Origin of the sequence: Sphingomonas phoenicis, from assembly GCF_047238005.1 — a bacterium.
Lineage (GTDB): Bacteria > Pseudomonadota > Alphaproteobacteria > Sphingomonadales > Sphingomonadaceae > Sphingomonas.
On sequence record NZ_JBDFMC010000002.1, the window covers coordinates 1,825,665 to 1,840,395 of the forward strand.

The following is a 14,731-nucleotide window of genomic DNA, read 5'->3' on the forward strand; positions in this document are numbered from 1 at the left end:
GACCCCTGTGGATCGGCGCCGGCGATGACCCGGACGAAGGTCTATTTCGACGGCGGGCTGCGCCCCGGCGGCATGGAGATCGCCGTCGTCCTGCGCGGCACCGCAACGATCGTGCGCGATCTCGGTCCGGGTACCAGCATGACGGCGGAGTGGCTGGCGCTGCTCCACGCGGCGGCGATGGTGCCCACCGAACAGCTGGCGCACGTCGTCTTCGTCGGCGATGCCGCCGCCGTCGTCGCGCAGGCGAGCGGCCGGGCCAGGGTGCCGCCAGCGCACCTGCCGCATCGCGAGCAACTCCGCGTCCTCACTGCCGGATCGCCGCTTCGCCTGCGCCATGTCGGCCGATCCCAGAACCTCGCCGGCATCGCCCTGGCGCGCCTCCATCTGGACAGACTACACTTGTAATCGCCAGCACAGCCTGTATTGCCGTCCTATAACACTGACGGGGATGGACGCGATGGGCCTGATCGATTGCCTGGCGATACTGGTGCAGGTGACCGGGCAGGCACCCGCCGCCGATATCGTACCCGCGCCTGCCGCCGATCCTGCCGCCACCCGCGCGGACCGGCCGGCATCCTCGACCGATCCGGCCGACGCCACCTCCCCGCCGACCGGCGACGGCATCGCCGCCCCGGCGCAGCCGGCCGCCGCCACGCCGGGCGCGACGGGCGCTACCGACGGCCGGTTGGTGTACGACGCCGCCTTCTTCCGCACCTTCTCGCCGGCCAGCGCTCGCGAGATCGTCGACCGTACCCCCGGCTTCCAGCTGGACGTCGGCGATCAGGAGGTCCGCGGCTTCGGCCAGGCGGCGGGCAACGTCGTCGTCAACGGCCAGCGTCCCTCGTCCAAGTCCGACACGCTGGAGACCATCCTGCAACGCATCCCCGCCAACCGCGTCCTGCGGGTGGAGGTGGGGCGCGGCGACCTGTTCGGGGCGGAGTTCGCCGGCCGGCCGCAGGTGCTGAACCTGGTGCTGACCAGTGGCGGCGGCGTCGCCGGGACGATCGAGGGAACGGTGAGGCGCGACTATACCGGTCGCCTATATCCCGCCGGCACCGCCTCCACCCTGATCCGGCGCGGGCGGTCCAGCCTGAACCTGGCGCTGGGCGTCGCCAACGAGCGCACGACGGAGGAGGGTTTCGACCGCGTCACCACCCTGCCCGGCCGCCGCCAGACCGAATATCGCCGCAAGATCAACCGGATTGAGGAGCCGGAGGGCTATGTCTCCGGCGCCTACGAATTCAACGGCGGCGCCAACGACACCGCGCACCTGAACGGCCGCCTGTCGCTCGACCGTACCGCGCTCACCCAGCAGAACACCGTCACCCCCGCCACCGGCCCGGTCCGCGACGATCGCCTGACCCAGCGCTACAGGCTGAAGGGGTTCGAGCTGGGCGGCGACTATACCAAGCCGTTCCTGGGCGGCGGGCTGAAGCTGATCGGCCTCGTCACCCGCAAGGCGCGCGACGATCGCGACGTTTCGCTGTTGCGCGTGACCCCCGACGTGATCGGCGGCTTCACCCAGTCGGTCGAAGACCGCCGGGACGAGACGGTGATCCGCACCGTCTGGAACCGCGCCGACCTGCGCGGCTGGAGCGTCGAGCTGGGCGTGGAGGGTGCCCTGAACGAACTCCGCAGCGACGTGAACCTGTTCGAGATCGACGGCGACGGCCTGCGCACCCGTATCGACCTGCCGGTCGATCAGGCGACGGTGCGCGAGTATCGCGGGGAAGCGTTCGTCAACGTCGGCCGCCCGCTGTCCCCGAAGCTCCGGCTCGATCTCGGCGTCACCTACGAGGCGTCGGAGCTGACCGTGTCGGGCGACGCCACCGCGAAACGGGTGCTGACCTTCCTGAAGCCGCGCGCCACGCTCGACTGGCGGCCCGGCGGCAGGTGGCACGCCCAGGCCTCGATCAAGCGCACCGTCGCGCAGCTGCAGTTCGAGGATTTCATCAGCGTCGCCGAGCTGACCAACGAACGCGTCAACGGCGGCAACGCCAATCTCCAGCCGCAGCGATCGTGGGAGGGGCTCGCCTTCGTCGAGCGACCGATCCTGGGCGACGGGCTGGTCCGGCTGGAGGCGGGATACAACCGCATCGCGCTGGTGCAGGACCGGGTACCGACGCCGGAGGGGTTCGACGCGCCGGGCAATCTGGGCGGCGGCGACCTGTGGCTGCTGCGCGGCCGGGTTGATGCCCCGCTGTCGACGCTGGGGGTGAAGGGCGGGCGGGCCAGCTTCTACGTCTCCTATATCGGCACGCGGGTGGAGGACCCCTATACCCTGCGCGGCCGGCCCTTCTCCGGCACCTCGCCGCTGGTCGCCACCGCCAGTTTCCGGCAGGACCGGCAGAAATTCGCCTGGGGCGTCGATCTGGAGGGCGTGCTGCCCGCCAGCTTCTATCGCCGCGACGAGATCGACGAGAGCTACCAGCGCGCACCCTATGTCACGCTGTTCGCCGAATACCGCCCCACGCCCCGATCGACGATCAGGATCGGCATCGACAACGCCACCGGCGCCCCCGCTTTCCGCCGCCGCACCTTCTACCTGCCCGACCGCCGCACCACGGAGCCGGCGCTGCTGGAACTCCGCCGCCGCAACCGCCACATCGTTCCGTACCTGACGGTGAAGCACCAGTTCGGGTAAGGGCGGTGCCCGTGCGGCTACCGCGTCGGATCGATCAGGTACTTCTCCCCCGTCCGCTTGCGCTCGTACGCGCGCAGCACGTCGGGCCGCAGCGCCTCGGCCAGCCCGATCGTCGCGGTATAGCGGCTGGCGAAGGTGGTGGTCAGCTCGTCGACCACGCGGCGCCGCATCGCCGCCACCGTCTCCTTCGGCGCGCGCTGCAGGAACGGGGTCAGCAGGAAACCGCCGACGCTCCACCGGAACCCGAACGCCAGCCGGTTGATCGTCGTCGGCGACAGGTCCAGCGCGCCATAGATGTACAGCTGCTTGAACGTGTCGGAGCCATAGCGGCTGTACTCGCTGGCCGAGCGGCTGGCGGCCTGCTCCATCGCCTGCACGATATCGCTGCCCAGCGTCCCGCCGCCGATCGCGTCGAACGCGATCGTCGCACCGGTGTCGGCGATCGCATCGACCAGCAGCTGGCGGAAATCGGCGGCGCTGCTGTCCACCACATGGGTCGCGCCGATATCGGTCAGGATCCGCGCCTGCTCCGCACTGCGCACGATGTTCACCAGCGGCACGCCGTCGGCAAGGCAGATCCGCTGGAGCATCTGCCCTAGGTTCGACGCGGCGGCGGTGTGGACGATCGCCTTGTGCCCCTCCATTCGCATCGTCTCGACGAAGGCGAGCGCGGTCAGCGGGTTGACGAACATCGCCGCGCCGTCCGCGGCACTCGCCCCCGCGGGCAGCGGCACGATCTCGCGCAGGGTCAGCTTGCGGTACTGGGCGTACATGCCGCCGCCCATCATCCCCACCTTGCGCCCGATCAGGTCGCGGCCGTTCTCGCCCGCGTCGATCACCGTGCCCGCGCCCTCGTTGCCGACCGGCAGCGACTGGCCGATCCGCGCGCGCAGCGACCCCATCCGGCCCGGCGGCACCGCGAAGGTAGCGACCGGCCGCGCCGCATCGCCCGACACCGCCATCGACGCCACGTCCGCAGGCCCCAGCAACAGTCCCAGGTCCGACGGGTTGACCGGTGCCGCCTCCACCCGCACGATCACCTCGTCCGCGCCGGGCGCCGCCAGCGTCACCTCCTCCAGGCTCAGCGTCAGCTTGCCGTCGTCCGTTACCGTGGAGCGCAGCTCCAGACCCGTCACGTCAGCCATCCTCGTCTCCATCGCCGATTATCGCCGCTGTCCATGGGCGCGCGCGCGTCGGGGGTCAAACGCGGGATGGCGCCCATGGGCTCAGCGGTTTAGGCGCGGTCCATGACCGTCAACAGCCAACCCCATGCCGGCATCGGCCGGCCGGAATTCGTCGCCTTCATCGCCGCGATCATGGCGGTGAACGCGCTGGGGGTAGACCTGATGCTGCCCGCACTGCCCGCGATCGGCCACGAACTCGGCATCGCCGACGACAATGCGCGCCAGTGGATCGTCACCGCCTATGTCTTCGGCTTCGGCGTCGGCCAGCTCGTCTATGGTCCGCTCGCCGATCGCTATGGCCGCAAGCCGGTGCTGATCGTCACGCTGGCCGGCTTCGTCGCGTCCAGCGTGTTCGCGGCCGGATCGCAGACCTTCGCCGCGCTGCTCGGCGCGCGCGTCCTCCAGGGGCTGATGTCGGCCTCCACCCGCGTGCTGGCGGTGGCGATCGTCCGCGACAGCTATGCCGGGCGGCAGATGGCGCGGATCATGTCGCTGGCGCAGATGATCTTCTTCATCGTGCCGATCCTGGCGCCCAGCATCGGCCAGCTGCTGCTGGCGGTCGGGCCGTGGCGCTTCATCTTCTACGCGTTGGGCGGGTTCGCCGCCGCGGTGCTCGCCTGGTCGCTGCTCCGCCTGCCGGAAACGCTGCCGGTCGCGCGCCGCTCGCCGATCTCGGTCGCCTCGCTGCGTCAGGCCTACCGGCTGACGCTGACCAACCGCTATTCGGTCGGCTACGCCTTCGCCGCCTCGCTGACGTTCGGCGGCATCATCGCCTTCGTCTCGTCGGCGCAGCAGATCTTCGTCGACGAATTCGGCATGGGCGACCGGTTCACCCTGCTGTTCGCCGCCTGCGCCTTCTCGATGGGCTGTGCGTCGTTCCTCAACAGCCGGCTGGTCGAGCGGCTCGGCACCCGCCTGATCTCGCAGACCGGGCTGTTCGCGCTCATCGCGCTGTCCATCGTCCATATCGGCGTGATCGCGTCGGGGATGGAGTCACTCTGGAGCTACATGGCGTTCCAGGCGCTCAGCATGACGTGCATCGGCCTGTGCGGCTCGAACTTCGGGGCGATGGCGATGGAACCGGTCGGCCAGATCGCCGGGGTCGCCTCGTCGATCCAGGGGTTCATCACCAGCGTGGTCGCAGTGCTGGTCGGCTCCGCGATCGGCCAAGCCTATGACGGGACGACCTATCCGCTGGCGATCGGTTACCTCGCGATCGGCATCGTCGCGCTCGGCATCGTGCTGGTGGTGGAGGGCGGCCAGCTGTTCCGCGCGCGGATGAAGACCGAATAGCTATCCGGCCGCCCGTGCCGCGGCAAAGGCGCGGGCGAACCCGTCGGCGTCCAGCGCCCCCACCACCAGCACCGGCCCGATCAGATAGGCGGGCGTACCCGGCAGCCCCAGCGCCGCCGCCTGTCGCGCGTTCGTCGTCAGCTGCGCGTCGATCGCCGCGCCGTGTCGCGCCAGGTCGCGCCGCAGCCGATCCGCATCGCCGCCGGCCTGCACCACCACGTCGATCAGCACCGCATCGTTGAGCGGCCGGCGCTCTGCCATCAGCGCACGGTGAACCGCGCCGTACAGGCCCTGCGGAACCGTCGCCAACGCCACCCGCGCCGCCGCGACCGACGGTGCGCCGAAGATCGGCCAGTCCTTGTAGATCAGGGTGACGCGCCCGTCGGCACGCACCGCCGCCTCCATCGCCGGGGCGGCCGTCCGGCACGCCGGGCAACGATAATCGGTGAAGACGACCATCACCAGATCGGCGCCCCCCGCCGCCTCGCGCGGCGACGCGCGATCGGCGATGATCGCACGCGCGGCGGGATCGCCGGACAGGTCGCGCCCGATCGGCATCGCCCGCTGCACCAGCTGCCCGACGCCCCATCCGGCGACCACCAGCGCCAGCATCAGCATCACCGTGCGCAGGGTCACGCCCCGCCTCATGCGATCGTGCCGCCCGGCCGGCGTGATCCAATCGCCCCGCTCGCACGTAGCTGTATCGACGATCGTGAGGATGTTCGATGGACGACCGCGAGGCGGTGGCACGCGATATGGAGGGGATCTTCGGTTCCGCCGCCACCCCGCCGGCCCCGCGCGCGGCCGGCACCGGGCTGTTCGCGGACCGACGCGGACAGGCTGCGGCATGGCTGGCGGCCGCGGTGGCGGCGCTGGGGCTGGCCATCGTCGTCACCGAACGGCCCCGACCACCGGCATCCGTACCCGTGGCGCCACTCGCCACGGTGACCGCCATCCCGGTGACCCCGAGCGCGCCGGTCGTTCCTGCCCGGATCGTCCGCAGCGAGCCGCCCGCCCCGATCCGCCGCGTCCGCCCCACGCCCGTCCGCCGGCCGATGCCCGCCGCGACGATCCGCCCCCGCCCCGCGCGGACGGCCGCACCGCCGCGCCCCGCCCGGCTCGAGGCGCCACACCTGACCGGAGAGGCGCTGCGCCGTGCGCTCGCCGCCGACGTCATCGTCACGCGGCGCCTGAACCAGCAGGCGCTGGAGCGCGACGCGAAGTCCGCCGACTGACCGGTCGATCATGCTAATTCCCGGAGCACGGCCCCGGGACACCGCGGTCACAGCCGGCCGAACACCGCCTCGAACCCCGCGCGGTCGCCCGCTGCCAGGAAGCGCGACTGCTCGATCCAGCGGTCGCGCGCCATGCGGCCGGCGAACGGCCCCAGCTGCGCGTCGAGCGCCGCCGCCTCGTCGTCGGTCAGCGCCGCCATCTGCCCCACCGTGCCGACGCCCAGCCCGGCCAGCCGGTCGGCCAGCTTCGGCCCCAATCCCTTCAATTGGGTCAGCGGCCCGTCCGCCGGGCTGGCGCCGGGGGAAAGCGGCGGCGCCGCGATCGGGACGACCGCCGCGGTCGCCGCCGGGATGTCGGCCGCGACCGATGCCGGGCTCGCCGCCATCGGCGCCGCCGCCGCGATCGGCTCGTCGGCCAGCGGCGCCGGTTCGGGCTCCGGTTCCTGCGCGGCTTCCTCGATCACCGGCGCCGGTGCCGGCGTCGGTGCCGCAACCGGTGCCGGTGCCGGTGCCGGTGCCGGTGCCGGCACGACCGCGACAGCCGGGGCAGCCTCCGGCTTGTCCTCCACGGGGCGGGCCGCCGCGGCCGATGCCGTGGTCGGTGCCGCCATGCCCGCATCCTCGGCGCGCTGCTCGACCTGCTGCGCTGCCTGCGCCCGGCCGCGCTTGCGACGGATGCCCGCGACGATCATCGCGATCGCGGCGATCGCCACGATCGCCATCAGCACGAAATGAACTGCCGTGATCGCGCCGATGCCGTCGGGCAGCAGGCTGGATCCGGGGGCGGAGGCGGTGGTGTCGTTCATCCCCGCATCCTAGCGGGGCCGATCGCGTCGGGCGAGCGGGTTATTGCGCCCGTTCGCGCGCGATCTCGCGCCAGCCGATGTCGCGCCGGCAGAACCCGTCCGGAAAGTCGAGCGCGTCGACCGCGCGGTATGCCGCCGCCTGCGCCGCCGCGACCGACGCGCCCGTCGCGGTCACCGCCAGCACCCGCCCGCCGCTCGCCACCAGCTCGCCATCCGTCATCCGCGTGCCCGCCTGGAACACCGTCGCCCCCGCCGCCCCGGCCGCGTCGACGCCGCCGATCCGCCCGCCCGCCGCCGGCGTGCCCGGATAGCCGCGCGCCGCCATCACCACGGTCAGCGCGGTATCGGCCGAAAACGCCGGCGCCGCCTCCGCCGACAGCCGCCCCTCGGCCGTCGCCAGCATCAGCTGCACCAGATCGCCTCGGTATCGCAGCATCAGCACCTGCGCCTCCGGGTCGCCGAACCGCGCATTATACTCGATCAGCTTGGGCCCCTGCGGCGTCAGCATCAGCCCGGCGTACAGCACGCCGACGAACGGCATCCCCTCCTCGCGCATCGCCGCCACCGTCGGCCGCACGATCGTGTCGATCGCCAGCGTCTCCAGCTCGGGCGTCAGCACCCGCGCCGGGCTGTACGCGCCCATCCCGCCGGTGTTCGGGCCGGTGTCGCCCTCGCCCACCCGCTTGTGATCCTGCGCCGATCCGAACGGGACCAGGTGGACGCCGTCGGTCAGCACGAACAGGCTGGCCTCCTCGCCGGCCATGAACTCCTCGATCACCGCCTCCGCGCCCGCCCCCCCATCGTCTGGCACCGCGAACAGGTCGTCGATCGCCGCCAGCGCCTCGTCGCGGGTCATCGCCACCGTCACGCCCTTGCCCGCCGCCAGCCCGTCCGCCTTGATGACCACCGGCAGCCCGAACGTCCCGGTCAGCGCCGCCAACGCCGTATCGCGGTCGGTCACCCGCAGGTAACCGGCGGTCGGGATGCCGGCGCGCGCGCACAGGTCCTTGGTGAACCCCTTGGATCCCTCCAGCTGCGCCGCCGCCGCCGATGGCCCGAACACCGCCACGCCGGCCATACGCAGGCTGTCGGCCAGCCCGTCGACCAGCGGCGCCTCCGGCCCGATCACGACCAGCCGGATATCGTTGTCCGCACAGAAGCTTGCGACCGCGGCATGATCCGTCGCATCCAGCGCCACGACCGTCGCGTGCTGCGCGATGCCGGGGTTGCCGGGCGCGGCGAACAGCGTATCGAGAGTCGGCGACTGCGCCAGCTTCCACGCCAGCGCGTGCTCGCGGCCACCCGAGCCGATCAACAGGACGTTCATGCCAGAACCCTTTTCAGACGAAGCGCGGCTGGTAGCCGAGGAGCTCCCCGGCGACAACGCGCTCGCGCTGTCGGTCGGCGAGCTGTCGTCGAGGCTGAAGCGGATGGTCGAAGGCGAGTTCGGCCATGTCCGCCTGCGCGGGGAGATATCGGGCTACAAGCGCGCCACCTCCGGCCACGCCTATCTCTGCCTGAAGGACGATGCCGCGATCATCGACGGCGTGATGTGGAAGGGCTCGGCGAGCAGCCTCGCCTTCCAGCCGCAGGACGGGATCGAGGTGATCGCGACCGGGCGCCTCACGACCTATCCCGGCCGCTCCAAATACCAGATCGTCATCGAGCGGATGGAGCTGGCCGGCGCCGGCGCGCTGATGGCGCTGTTCGAGAAGCTGAAGGCGAAGCTGGCCGGCGAGGGGCTGTTCGATCCCGCGCGCAAGGTAGCGCTCCCCTATCTGCCGCGCGTCATCGGCGTCGTCACCTCGCCCACCGGCGCGGTGATCCGCGACATCCTCCACCGGCTGGAGGATCGCTGCCCCACCCATGTCCTGGTCTGGCCGGTGAAGGTCCAGGGAGAGGGCGCCGCGGCAGAGGTCGCCGCCGCCGTTCGCGGGTTCGACGCGATGCCCGCGGATGGCCCGGTGCCGCGTCCCGACCTCGTCATCGTCGCGCGCGGCGGCGGCTCGATCGAGGATCTGTGGACCTTCAACGAGGAGGTCGTGGTCCGCGCCGTCGCCGCCTGCACCATCCCGATCGTCTCCGCCGTGGGCCACGAGACCGACACCACCCTGTGCGACCACGCCGCCGACCGGCGCGCGCCCACCCCCACCGCCGCCGCCGAGATGGCGGTGCCGGTGCTGGCCGAACTCCGCCACACCGTCGCCAGCCACGCCGCCCGCACCGCGCGCTGCGCCAATCGCTATGTCGAGCGCGGGCGCGAGCGGACCGAAGCGCTCGCCCGCCTGCTGCCGAAGCGCGATGCCTTGCTCGGCCCGCAGCGCCAGCGCGCCGACGACGCCGGCCAGCGGCTCGACCGCGCGCTCGGCACCCGCGTCGCCACCGCGCGCGGGCAGCTCGCCCATGCCGCCGGCGCGCTGCGCCCCGCGGTGCTGGCGCGCCAGCTCGACACTGCCCGCGGCCGGCTGGATGCGACCTGGCGCCTCGTCCGGTCGCTCAACCCCGACCGGGTGCTGGAGCGCGGCTATGCCCGCGTCACCGCCCGGCTTGGCACGGCCGAGACGCTGGCGACCGCGGCGGAGGCGCGCGCCGCCGGTGCCGTCACGCTCCACTTCCGCGACGGCAGCGTCGATGCCCGGGTTGAGCGCCCGTCGCCCAGGGCCTATGTCCCCGCCACCGAGCAGCCGACGCTGCTGTAACCGCCACCGGAACCGTCCCCCATGCTGATGTCCAACACCGATCGCCCCGCGCGCCTCCACTATATGGCGAACGGCTTCCGCGTGCTGGCGCCGGGCGACCATGTGGTGTGTGCGGCATCTGGCGTGCGGATCCCGCTGGACGAGCTGCGCTACTGGGACGTCGTCGCCCAGCGCCCTTTCGCCACCGCCCAGCTCGCCAGCGAGGCCATGGCGCCGCGATGAGGGGCATGGCGACGCCGGCCCGGTTGCCCGCGCTGCCGCTCGCCGCGCTGCTGCTGGTCGCCGGCTGCGTCGCCCCGCGCGGTCAAGACCGTCCCGTCCCGCCGCCCGTCGCGCCTGCTCCGCCGGCGCCGCGCATCACCGCTCCCGTCGTCCGGCTGGACGGCGTGCCGATGCAGGGTGCCCTGCTCCACGGCCGGGTCGATCCCGGCGCCACCCTCACGCTCGACGGTCGGCCGGTCGCGGTCGCGGCCGATGGCGGCTTCGTCCTCGGGTTCGACCGCGACGCGCCCGCCAGCGCGCTGCTCGTCGCCAGCCGGCCCGACGCCGCCGGCAGCGTGCCGGATCAGCCGACGCCGCTGACGGTCGCCCCGCGCGACTGGAAGATCGAGCGCGTCGACGCTCCCTACCGGGCCGGCCGCACCTCGGCGGAGTTCGCCGCGCTTCGCCCGGCCGAGCTGGCGCAGATCGTCGCCGCCCGCGCGCGCACCACCGACGCGGCCGGCTGGCGCCAGCGCTTCGTGTGGCCGGCCACCGGGCGCCAGTCGGGCTGGTTCGGCTCGCAGCGGGTCTATCAGGGCCAGCCCGGCAGCTACCACTCGGGCGCCGATGTCGCGGTGCCGACCGGTACGCCCATCGTCGCGCCCGCCGACGGCGTCGTCATCCTCGCCGCCGCGCAGCCCTTCACGCTGGAGGGCAACCTGCTGATGATCGACCACGGCATGGGCGTCTCCACCGCCCTCCTCCACCTGTCGCGGATCGACGTGCGCGTCGGCGATCATGTCCGCCAGGGCCAGCCCGTCGGCCTGTCCGGCGCCACCGGCCGCGTCACCGGCCCGCACCTCCACTGGGGTCTGCAGTGGAACGGTGCCAGGCTCGATCCGCTGCTGGTCGTGGGGCACGGCCCCGCGGAATAACCGCGCGCCCTGCCGTTCTTCACCGTCACGCGCTCCCGGCAGCTGCGGCATCAGCCGCGGCTCGCGCACGGCCGTCGCCGCGCACCGTCCGTCTATGGCGGCGCAACCCGCGAATGTGTGACAAGCTTGCAACATTGTTTAGCAATATTCAGATTGTGCGACCTACCAATAGTTCACAACATTGCGGCTCCGCAAAAAAGCCGGTTATGACAGCAATGTTACCTGAGCCACTTGAATCGGCTGGGAAGACAACAGGGTAGGACGGCCATGTGAGCCCCCGATGATGCGGGCCGTGGCCAAGCATTAGGATTTTTTCCAGATGAGCAGTTCCATGTTCGCACGACGCGCTCTGCGCGGAGGTGCCGCGATCCGGGCCCTCGCGCTCCTCGGCGCCGGCCTCGCCACGGTCGCCACCGCCCCCGTCTGGGCACAGACCGCCCCCGTCAACCCGGCCGAAGAGACCCCGGCGAACGAGGCAGACGCCGCCGCCGGCCGCGCCGGCGAGGACATCGTCGTCACCGGTTCGCGCATCGCCTCGCCGACCATCACGTCGGTGTCGCCGGTCCAGGTCGTCAGCGACCTCCAGATCGACCAGGCCGGTGTCGCGAACATCCAGGACCTGCTGCTCGAGAACCCGGTGTTCGGCGCGCCCGCACTGGCCCGCACCAACTCGGCGTTCCTGACGTCGGGCACCGGCGCGGCGACGGTCGACCTGCGTAACCTCGGCACCGATCGCACGCTGGTCCTGATCAACGGCCGCCGCGTCGTCGCCGGCCTGCCCGGCTCGGCCACCGTCGACCTCAACATGATCCCGTCGCAGTTCCTGCAGCGCGTCGACATCCTGACCGGCGGCGCCTCGTCGCTCTATGGTTCGGACGCCGTCGCCGGCGTGGTGAACTTCATCTACAAGGACAATTTCGAGGGCGTCGACGCCAACGCCCAGTACGGCCTGACCGAGCGCGGCGACAACCGCGACTATCAGGCGAACGTCACGGTCGGCAGCAACTTCTCCGATAACCGCGGCAACATCATGTTCCACCTCGGTTACACCAACCAGGGCCAGCTGCTCTCGCGCCAGCGCCCCAACACCCGCGTCGACGATTCCGATACGGCGTTCGGCTTCACCGGCGACCCCGCCGATTATGGCGTCCCGCGTGAGGGCACCTTCTCCGGTATTCCGCCGCAGGGCGTGTTCACCACCGGGAGCGGAGCCAGCCGCTGTCAGTTCACCTACAGCCCTGCGGGTGTTCTGGAGAGGGGCTTCAGTGCGAATGGCGGCGTCGTCACCGCGGGTGGTGCGACCGGCTGTACCCCCGCCGGTACTGTTCTGCCGTCACGCGGCTTCAACCGGCAGAACTTCCGCACGATCGCCGTTCCCGTCGAGCGCTACCTGTTCGCCGCCCGCGCGCACTACGACATCACCGACACGATCCGCTTCATCGGTGAAGGCACCTATGCCAAGACCAGCTCGCGCCGTAACATCGAGCCGTTCGGCTTCACCTCGGCCGGAACCGGCGGCGCCTTCCCCGGCTCGGGCCAGGCTCCGATCGAGACCCGCGTCCTGACGCCGGGCGTGGGCGGTGCGGCACCGACCTTCGCGATCGTCCGCAATCCGTTCGTGCCGGACGCGATCTTCAATGCCGCGACCGACACCGATGGTGACGGCCTGCGCGACATCGGGTTCTCGCGCCGTCTGCTCGAGTTCGGCAATCGCCGCAGCAGCACGACGCGTGACATCTACCGCTTCGTCGCCGGTTTCGAGGGCGACATCTTCGCCGACAAGTTCCACTGGGACCTGACGTATAACTACGGCCAGACCACCGAGAGCCAGAGCGGCAACGGCCAGATCAACACGCCGAACTTCCGCAACGCGTTCGCCGCCGTCACGGCATCGAGCGTCGGGCTGCCCGGCGGCAACACCCCGGTCTGCGCCAGTGCCACGGCACGCGCAGAGGGCTGCGTTCCGATCAACATTTTCGGCCTGGGCACGGTGTCGCAGGCGGCGCTGAACTACACCAACGCCGACCAGACCCTGCAGACCCGGATCAGCCAGCAAGTCGTCCAGGGCAACCTGTCCGGGTCGATCATCGATCTGCCCGCCGGTCCGCTCGGCGTCGCCGTCGGCTTCGAGTACCGCAAGGAGAGCAGCTCGGAGAACAACGACTCGCTGACCAACCAGGGCCTGAACGGCGGCAACGCGCTGCCCGACACGTCGGGGTCGTTCAACGTCAAGGAAGCGTATGGCGAGGTCAACATCCCGTTGATCCACGACACGCCGTTCTTCCAGCAGCTGAACCTGCGCGGCTCGGGCCGTATCTCCGACTACACCACGGTCGGCACGGTCTACAGCTACAGCGGCGGTATCGAGTGGATGCCGATCGAGGCGGTCCGCTTCTCGGGCACCTATGCCCGCGCGGTGCGCGCGCCGAACGTCGGCGAGCTGTTCCAGGGTCCGGCACAGACCTTCCCCAGCGTGCAGGATCCCTGCATCGGCGTCGGCGCCACCGGCGGCGGCGTGCTGGGCGACACCTGCCGCGCGGCACCGGGCGTGCTGACGAACATCGCGGCCAATGGCGGCGCGTTCGCGGTTACGCTGCTCGATCGCCAGGGCGTCAGCGGCTTCAACAGCGGCAACCCGAACCTGAACGAGGAGACCGCCGACTCCTACACGGGCAGCGTCACGATCAACCCGCGGTCGATCAACTTCCTGCGTAACACCGTGCTGCGGGTCGATTACTTCAACATCAAGATCAAGGACGTGATCACCGCGCCGCCGCGCGCGTTCATCCTCGACCAGTGCTACAACCAGGGCAACCCGACCTACTGCGCCTTCATCCAGCGCCGTGCGGCCGCCACTGCCGTGAACAGCGCCGGTACGCTGGAGTTCGTGAACGCCGGTTCGGTCAACGCCGGCCGCTTCGCCACCTCGGGCCTCGACGTCACCCTGACCCAGCGGCTGCCGCTGGGCGGGATCGGCCTGCCGGGCGACCTGAACGCCAAGGTGGCCTACACCCATGTGTTCAACGGCTACCTGATCCCGCTGCCCGGTGCGCCGCGCGACAACTTCGCGGGTGAGATCGGTGCGGCCAAGGACCGGTTCACGTCGAGCCTGGGTTACGTGGGTGAGCGGTTCAACATCAACTTCACCGGCACCTATATCGGTCGCTCGCGTGAGGACGATCTGACCCTCGCCAGCCTCGACCTCGAGCCGGACGCCATCAAGGTGAAGGCGAAGTTCTACCTGGACACGCAGGCCACCTTCAAGGCGGCCAGCCAGTACGAGTTCTACTTCGGCGTCGACAACCTGCTCGACACCAAGGCACCGAACATCCTGTCGCTGTCGCCGTTCAACACGACCGGCACCGACACGAACGCCGGCGTCTACGACGTCTTCGGTCGCCGCTTCTACGTGGGTGCCCGCTTCCGCTTCTGATCGGCGGCACCACCGGTTACATCGAAGGGCGGGTCGCAAGACCCGCCCTTTTTTTGTGCGCGCGATACCGGCCGCACAGCACCGGCCCGTCCGGCACGCCGATCCCTCACCGACCCGACGCGGCATCCGCGTCCGGACAACGGCCGCCGCGATCCGGCACAGCCGGTTCGCCCCGTCGCGCTCGCCGCCCGACCGCCGAACCGGTCCGCGGCCACCAATGCCCCCACGATCGCTACATATTTTCCCTGCCGCCGATCAAAATCGCTCCAGCGATGTCAGGTCGAAGCCGGCGGCAGCCCCA

Annotated in this window: 12 protein-coding genes; 8 read left to right on the forward strand and 4 right to left on the reverse strand. The window is 71.1% G+C overall.

Annotated features, from left to right (window positions below; translation table 11 throughout):
- Positions 1–24 precede the first annotated feature (24 nt).
- Both ABC319_RS09945 and ABC319_RS09950 read left to right on the forward strand, forming a co-directional pair.
- Positions 25–405, forward strand: coding sequence for a reverse transcriptase-like protein (locus ABC319_RS09945; RefSeq protein ID WP_413070069.1), 381 nt, complete (start codon positions 25–27; stop codon positions 403–405).
- Between the two features lie 52 nt (positions 406–457).
- A complete protein-coding gene (locus ABC319_RS09950; RefSeq protein ID WP_413070070.1) occupies positions 458–2,644 on the forward strand; it encodes a TonB-dependent receptor domain-containing protein in 2,187 nt (728 codons plus the stop codon).
- 17 nt (positions 2,645–2,661) lie between these two features.
- Here ABC319_RS09950 and ABC319_RS09955 read toward each other — a convergent pair whose 3' ends face one another.
- Entirely contained in the window at positions 2,662–3,789 is a 1,128-nt protein-coding gene (locus ABC319_RS09955) for a zinc-binding dehydrogenase (RefSeq protein WP_413070071.1), read from the reverse strand.
- Between the two features lie 102 nt (positions 3,790–3,891).
- Between ABC319_RS09955 and ABC319_RS09960 the strand changes: the two genes are divergently transcribed.
- Positions 3,892–5,121, forward strand: a complete 1,230-nt coding sequence (locus tag ABC319_RS09960) for a multidrug effflux MFS transporter (protein ID WP_413070072.1) — start codon at positions 3,892–3,894, stop codon at positions 5,119–5,121.
- Here the strand turns inward: ABC319_RS09960 and ABC319_RS09965 are convergent, their stop codons facing one another.
- The gene (locus tag ABC319_RS09965; RefSeq protein WP_413070073.1) at positions 5,122–5,757 is read right to left on the reverse strand and encodes a DsbA family protein; all 636 of its coding nucleotides are present in this window, start codon (positions 5,755–5,757) and stop codon (positions 5,122–5,124) included.
- A gap of 89 nt (positions 5,758–5,846) precedes the next feature.
- Between ABC319_RS09965 and ABC319_RS09970 the strand changes: the two genes are divergently transcribed.
- A complete protein-coding gene (locus ABC319_RS09970) occupies positions 5,847–6,356 on the forward strand; it encodes a hypothetical protein (protein ID WP_413070074.1) in 510 nt (169 codons plus the stop codon).
- A gap of 47 nt (positions 6,357–6,403) precedes the next feature.
- Here ABC319_RS09970 and ABC319_RS09975 read toward each other — a convergent pair whose 3' ends face one another.
- Together ABC319_RS09975 and purD are read right to left on the reverse strand one after the other, a co-directional pair.
- Positions 6,404–7,162 carry a hypothetical protein gene (locus tag ABC319_RS09975; RefSeq protein WP_413070075.1) on the reverse strand — a complete coding sequence of 253 codons (759 nt, stop codon included), beginning with the start codon at positions 7,160–7,162 and terminating at the stop codon, positions 6,404–6,406.
- Positions 7,163–7,202: 40 nt separating this feature from the next.
- On the reverse strand, positions 7,203–8,489 hold the full coding sequence (gene purD, locus ABC319_RS09980; protein ID WP_413070076.1) for a phosphoribosylamine--glycine ligase: 1,287 nt from the start codon (positions 8,487–8,489) through the stop codon (positions 7,203–7,205).
- On the opposite strand from purD, the gene xseA reads away from it, so the two are divergent.
- The 4 genes from xseA to ABC319_RS10000 all read left to right on the forward strand — a co-directional run bounded on the left by xseA (position 8,488) and on the right by ABC319_RS10000 (position 14,430).
- Complete coding sequence (gene xseA, locus ABC319_RS09985) at positions 8,488–9,861, forward strand: exodeoxyribonuclease VII large subunit (protein ID WP_413070077.1); 1,374 nt, start codon at positions 8,488–8,490, stop codon at positions 9,859–9,861. The two genes, purD and xseA, sit on opposite strands and share 2 nt — an antisense overlap.
- A 21-nt stretch (positions 9,862–9,882) precedes the next feature.
- The gene (locus tag ABC319_RS09990) at positions 9,883–10,083 is read left to right on the forward strand and encodes a DUF2093 domain-containing protein (RefSeq protein ID WP_413070078.1); all 201 of its coding nucleotides are present in this window, start codon (positions 9,883–9,885) and stop codon (positions 10,081–10,083) included.
- A gap of 5 nt (positions 10,084–10,088) precedes the next feature.
- Positions 10,089–10,997, forward strand: a complete 909-nt coding sequence (locus ABC319_RS09995) for a M23 family metallopeptidase (protein ID WP_413070079.1) — start codon at positions 10,089–10,091, stop codon at positions 10,995–10,997.
- 319 nt (positions 10,998–11,316) lie between these two features.
- Positions 11,317–14,430 carry a TonB-dependent receptor domain-containing protein gene (locus ABC319_RS10000; RefSeq protein WP_413070080.1) on the forward strand — a complete coding sequence of 1,038 codons (3,114 nt, stop codon included), beginning with the start codon at positions 11,317–11,319 and terminating at the stop codon, positions 14,428–14,430.
- The last annotated feature ends 301 nt before the right edge of the window (positions 14,431–14,731 follow it).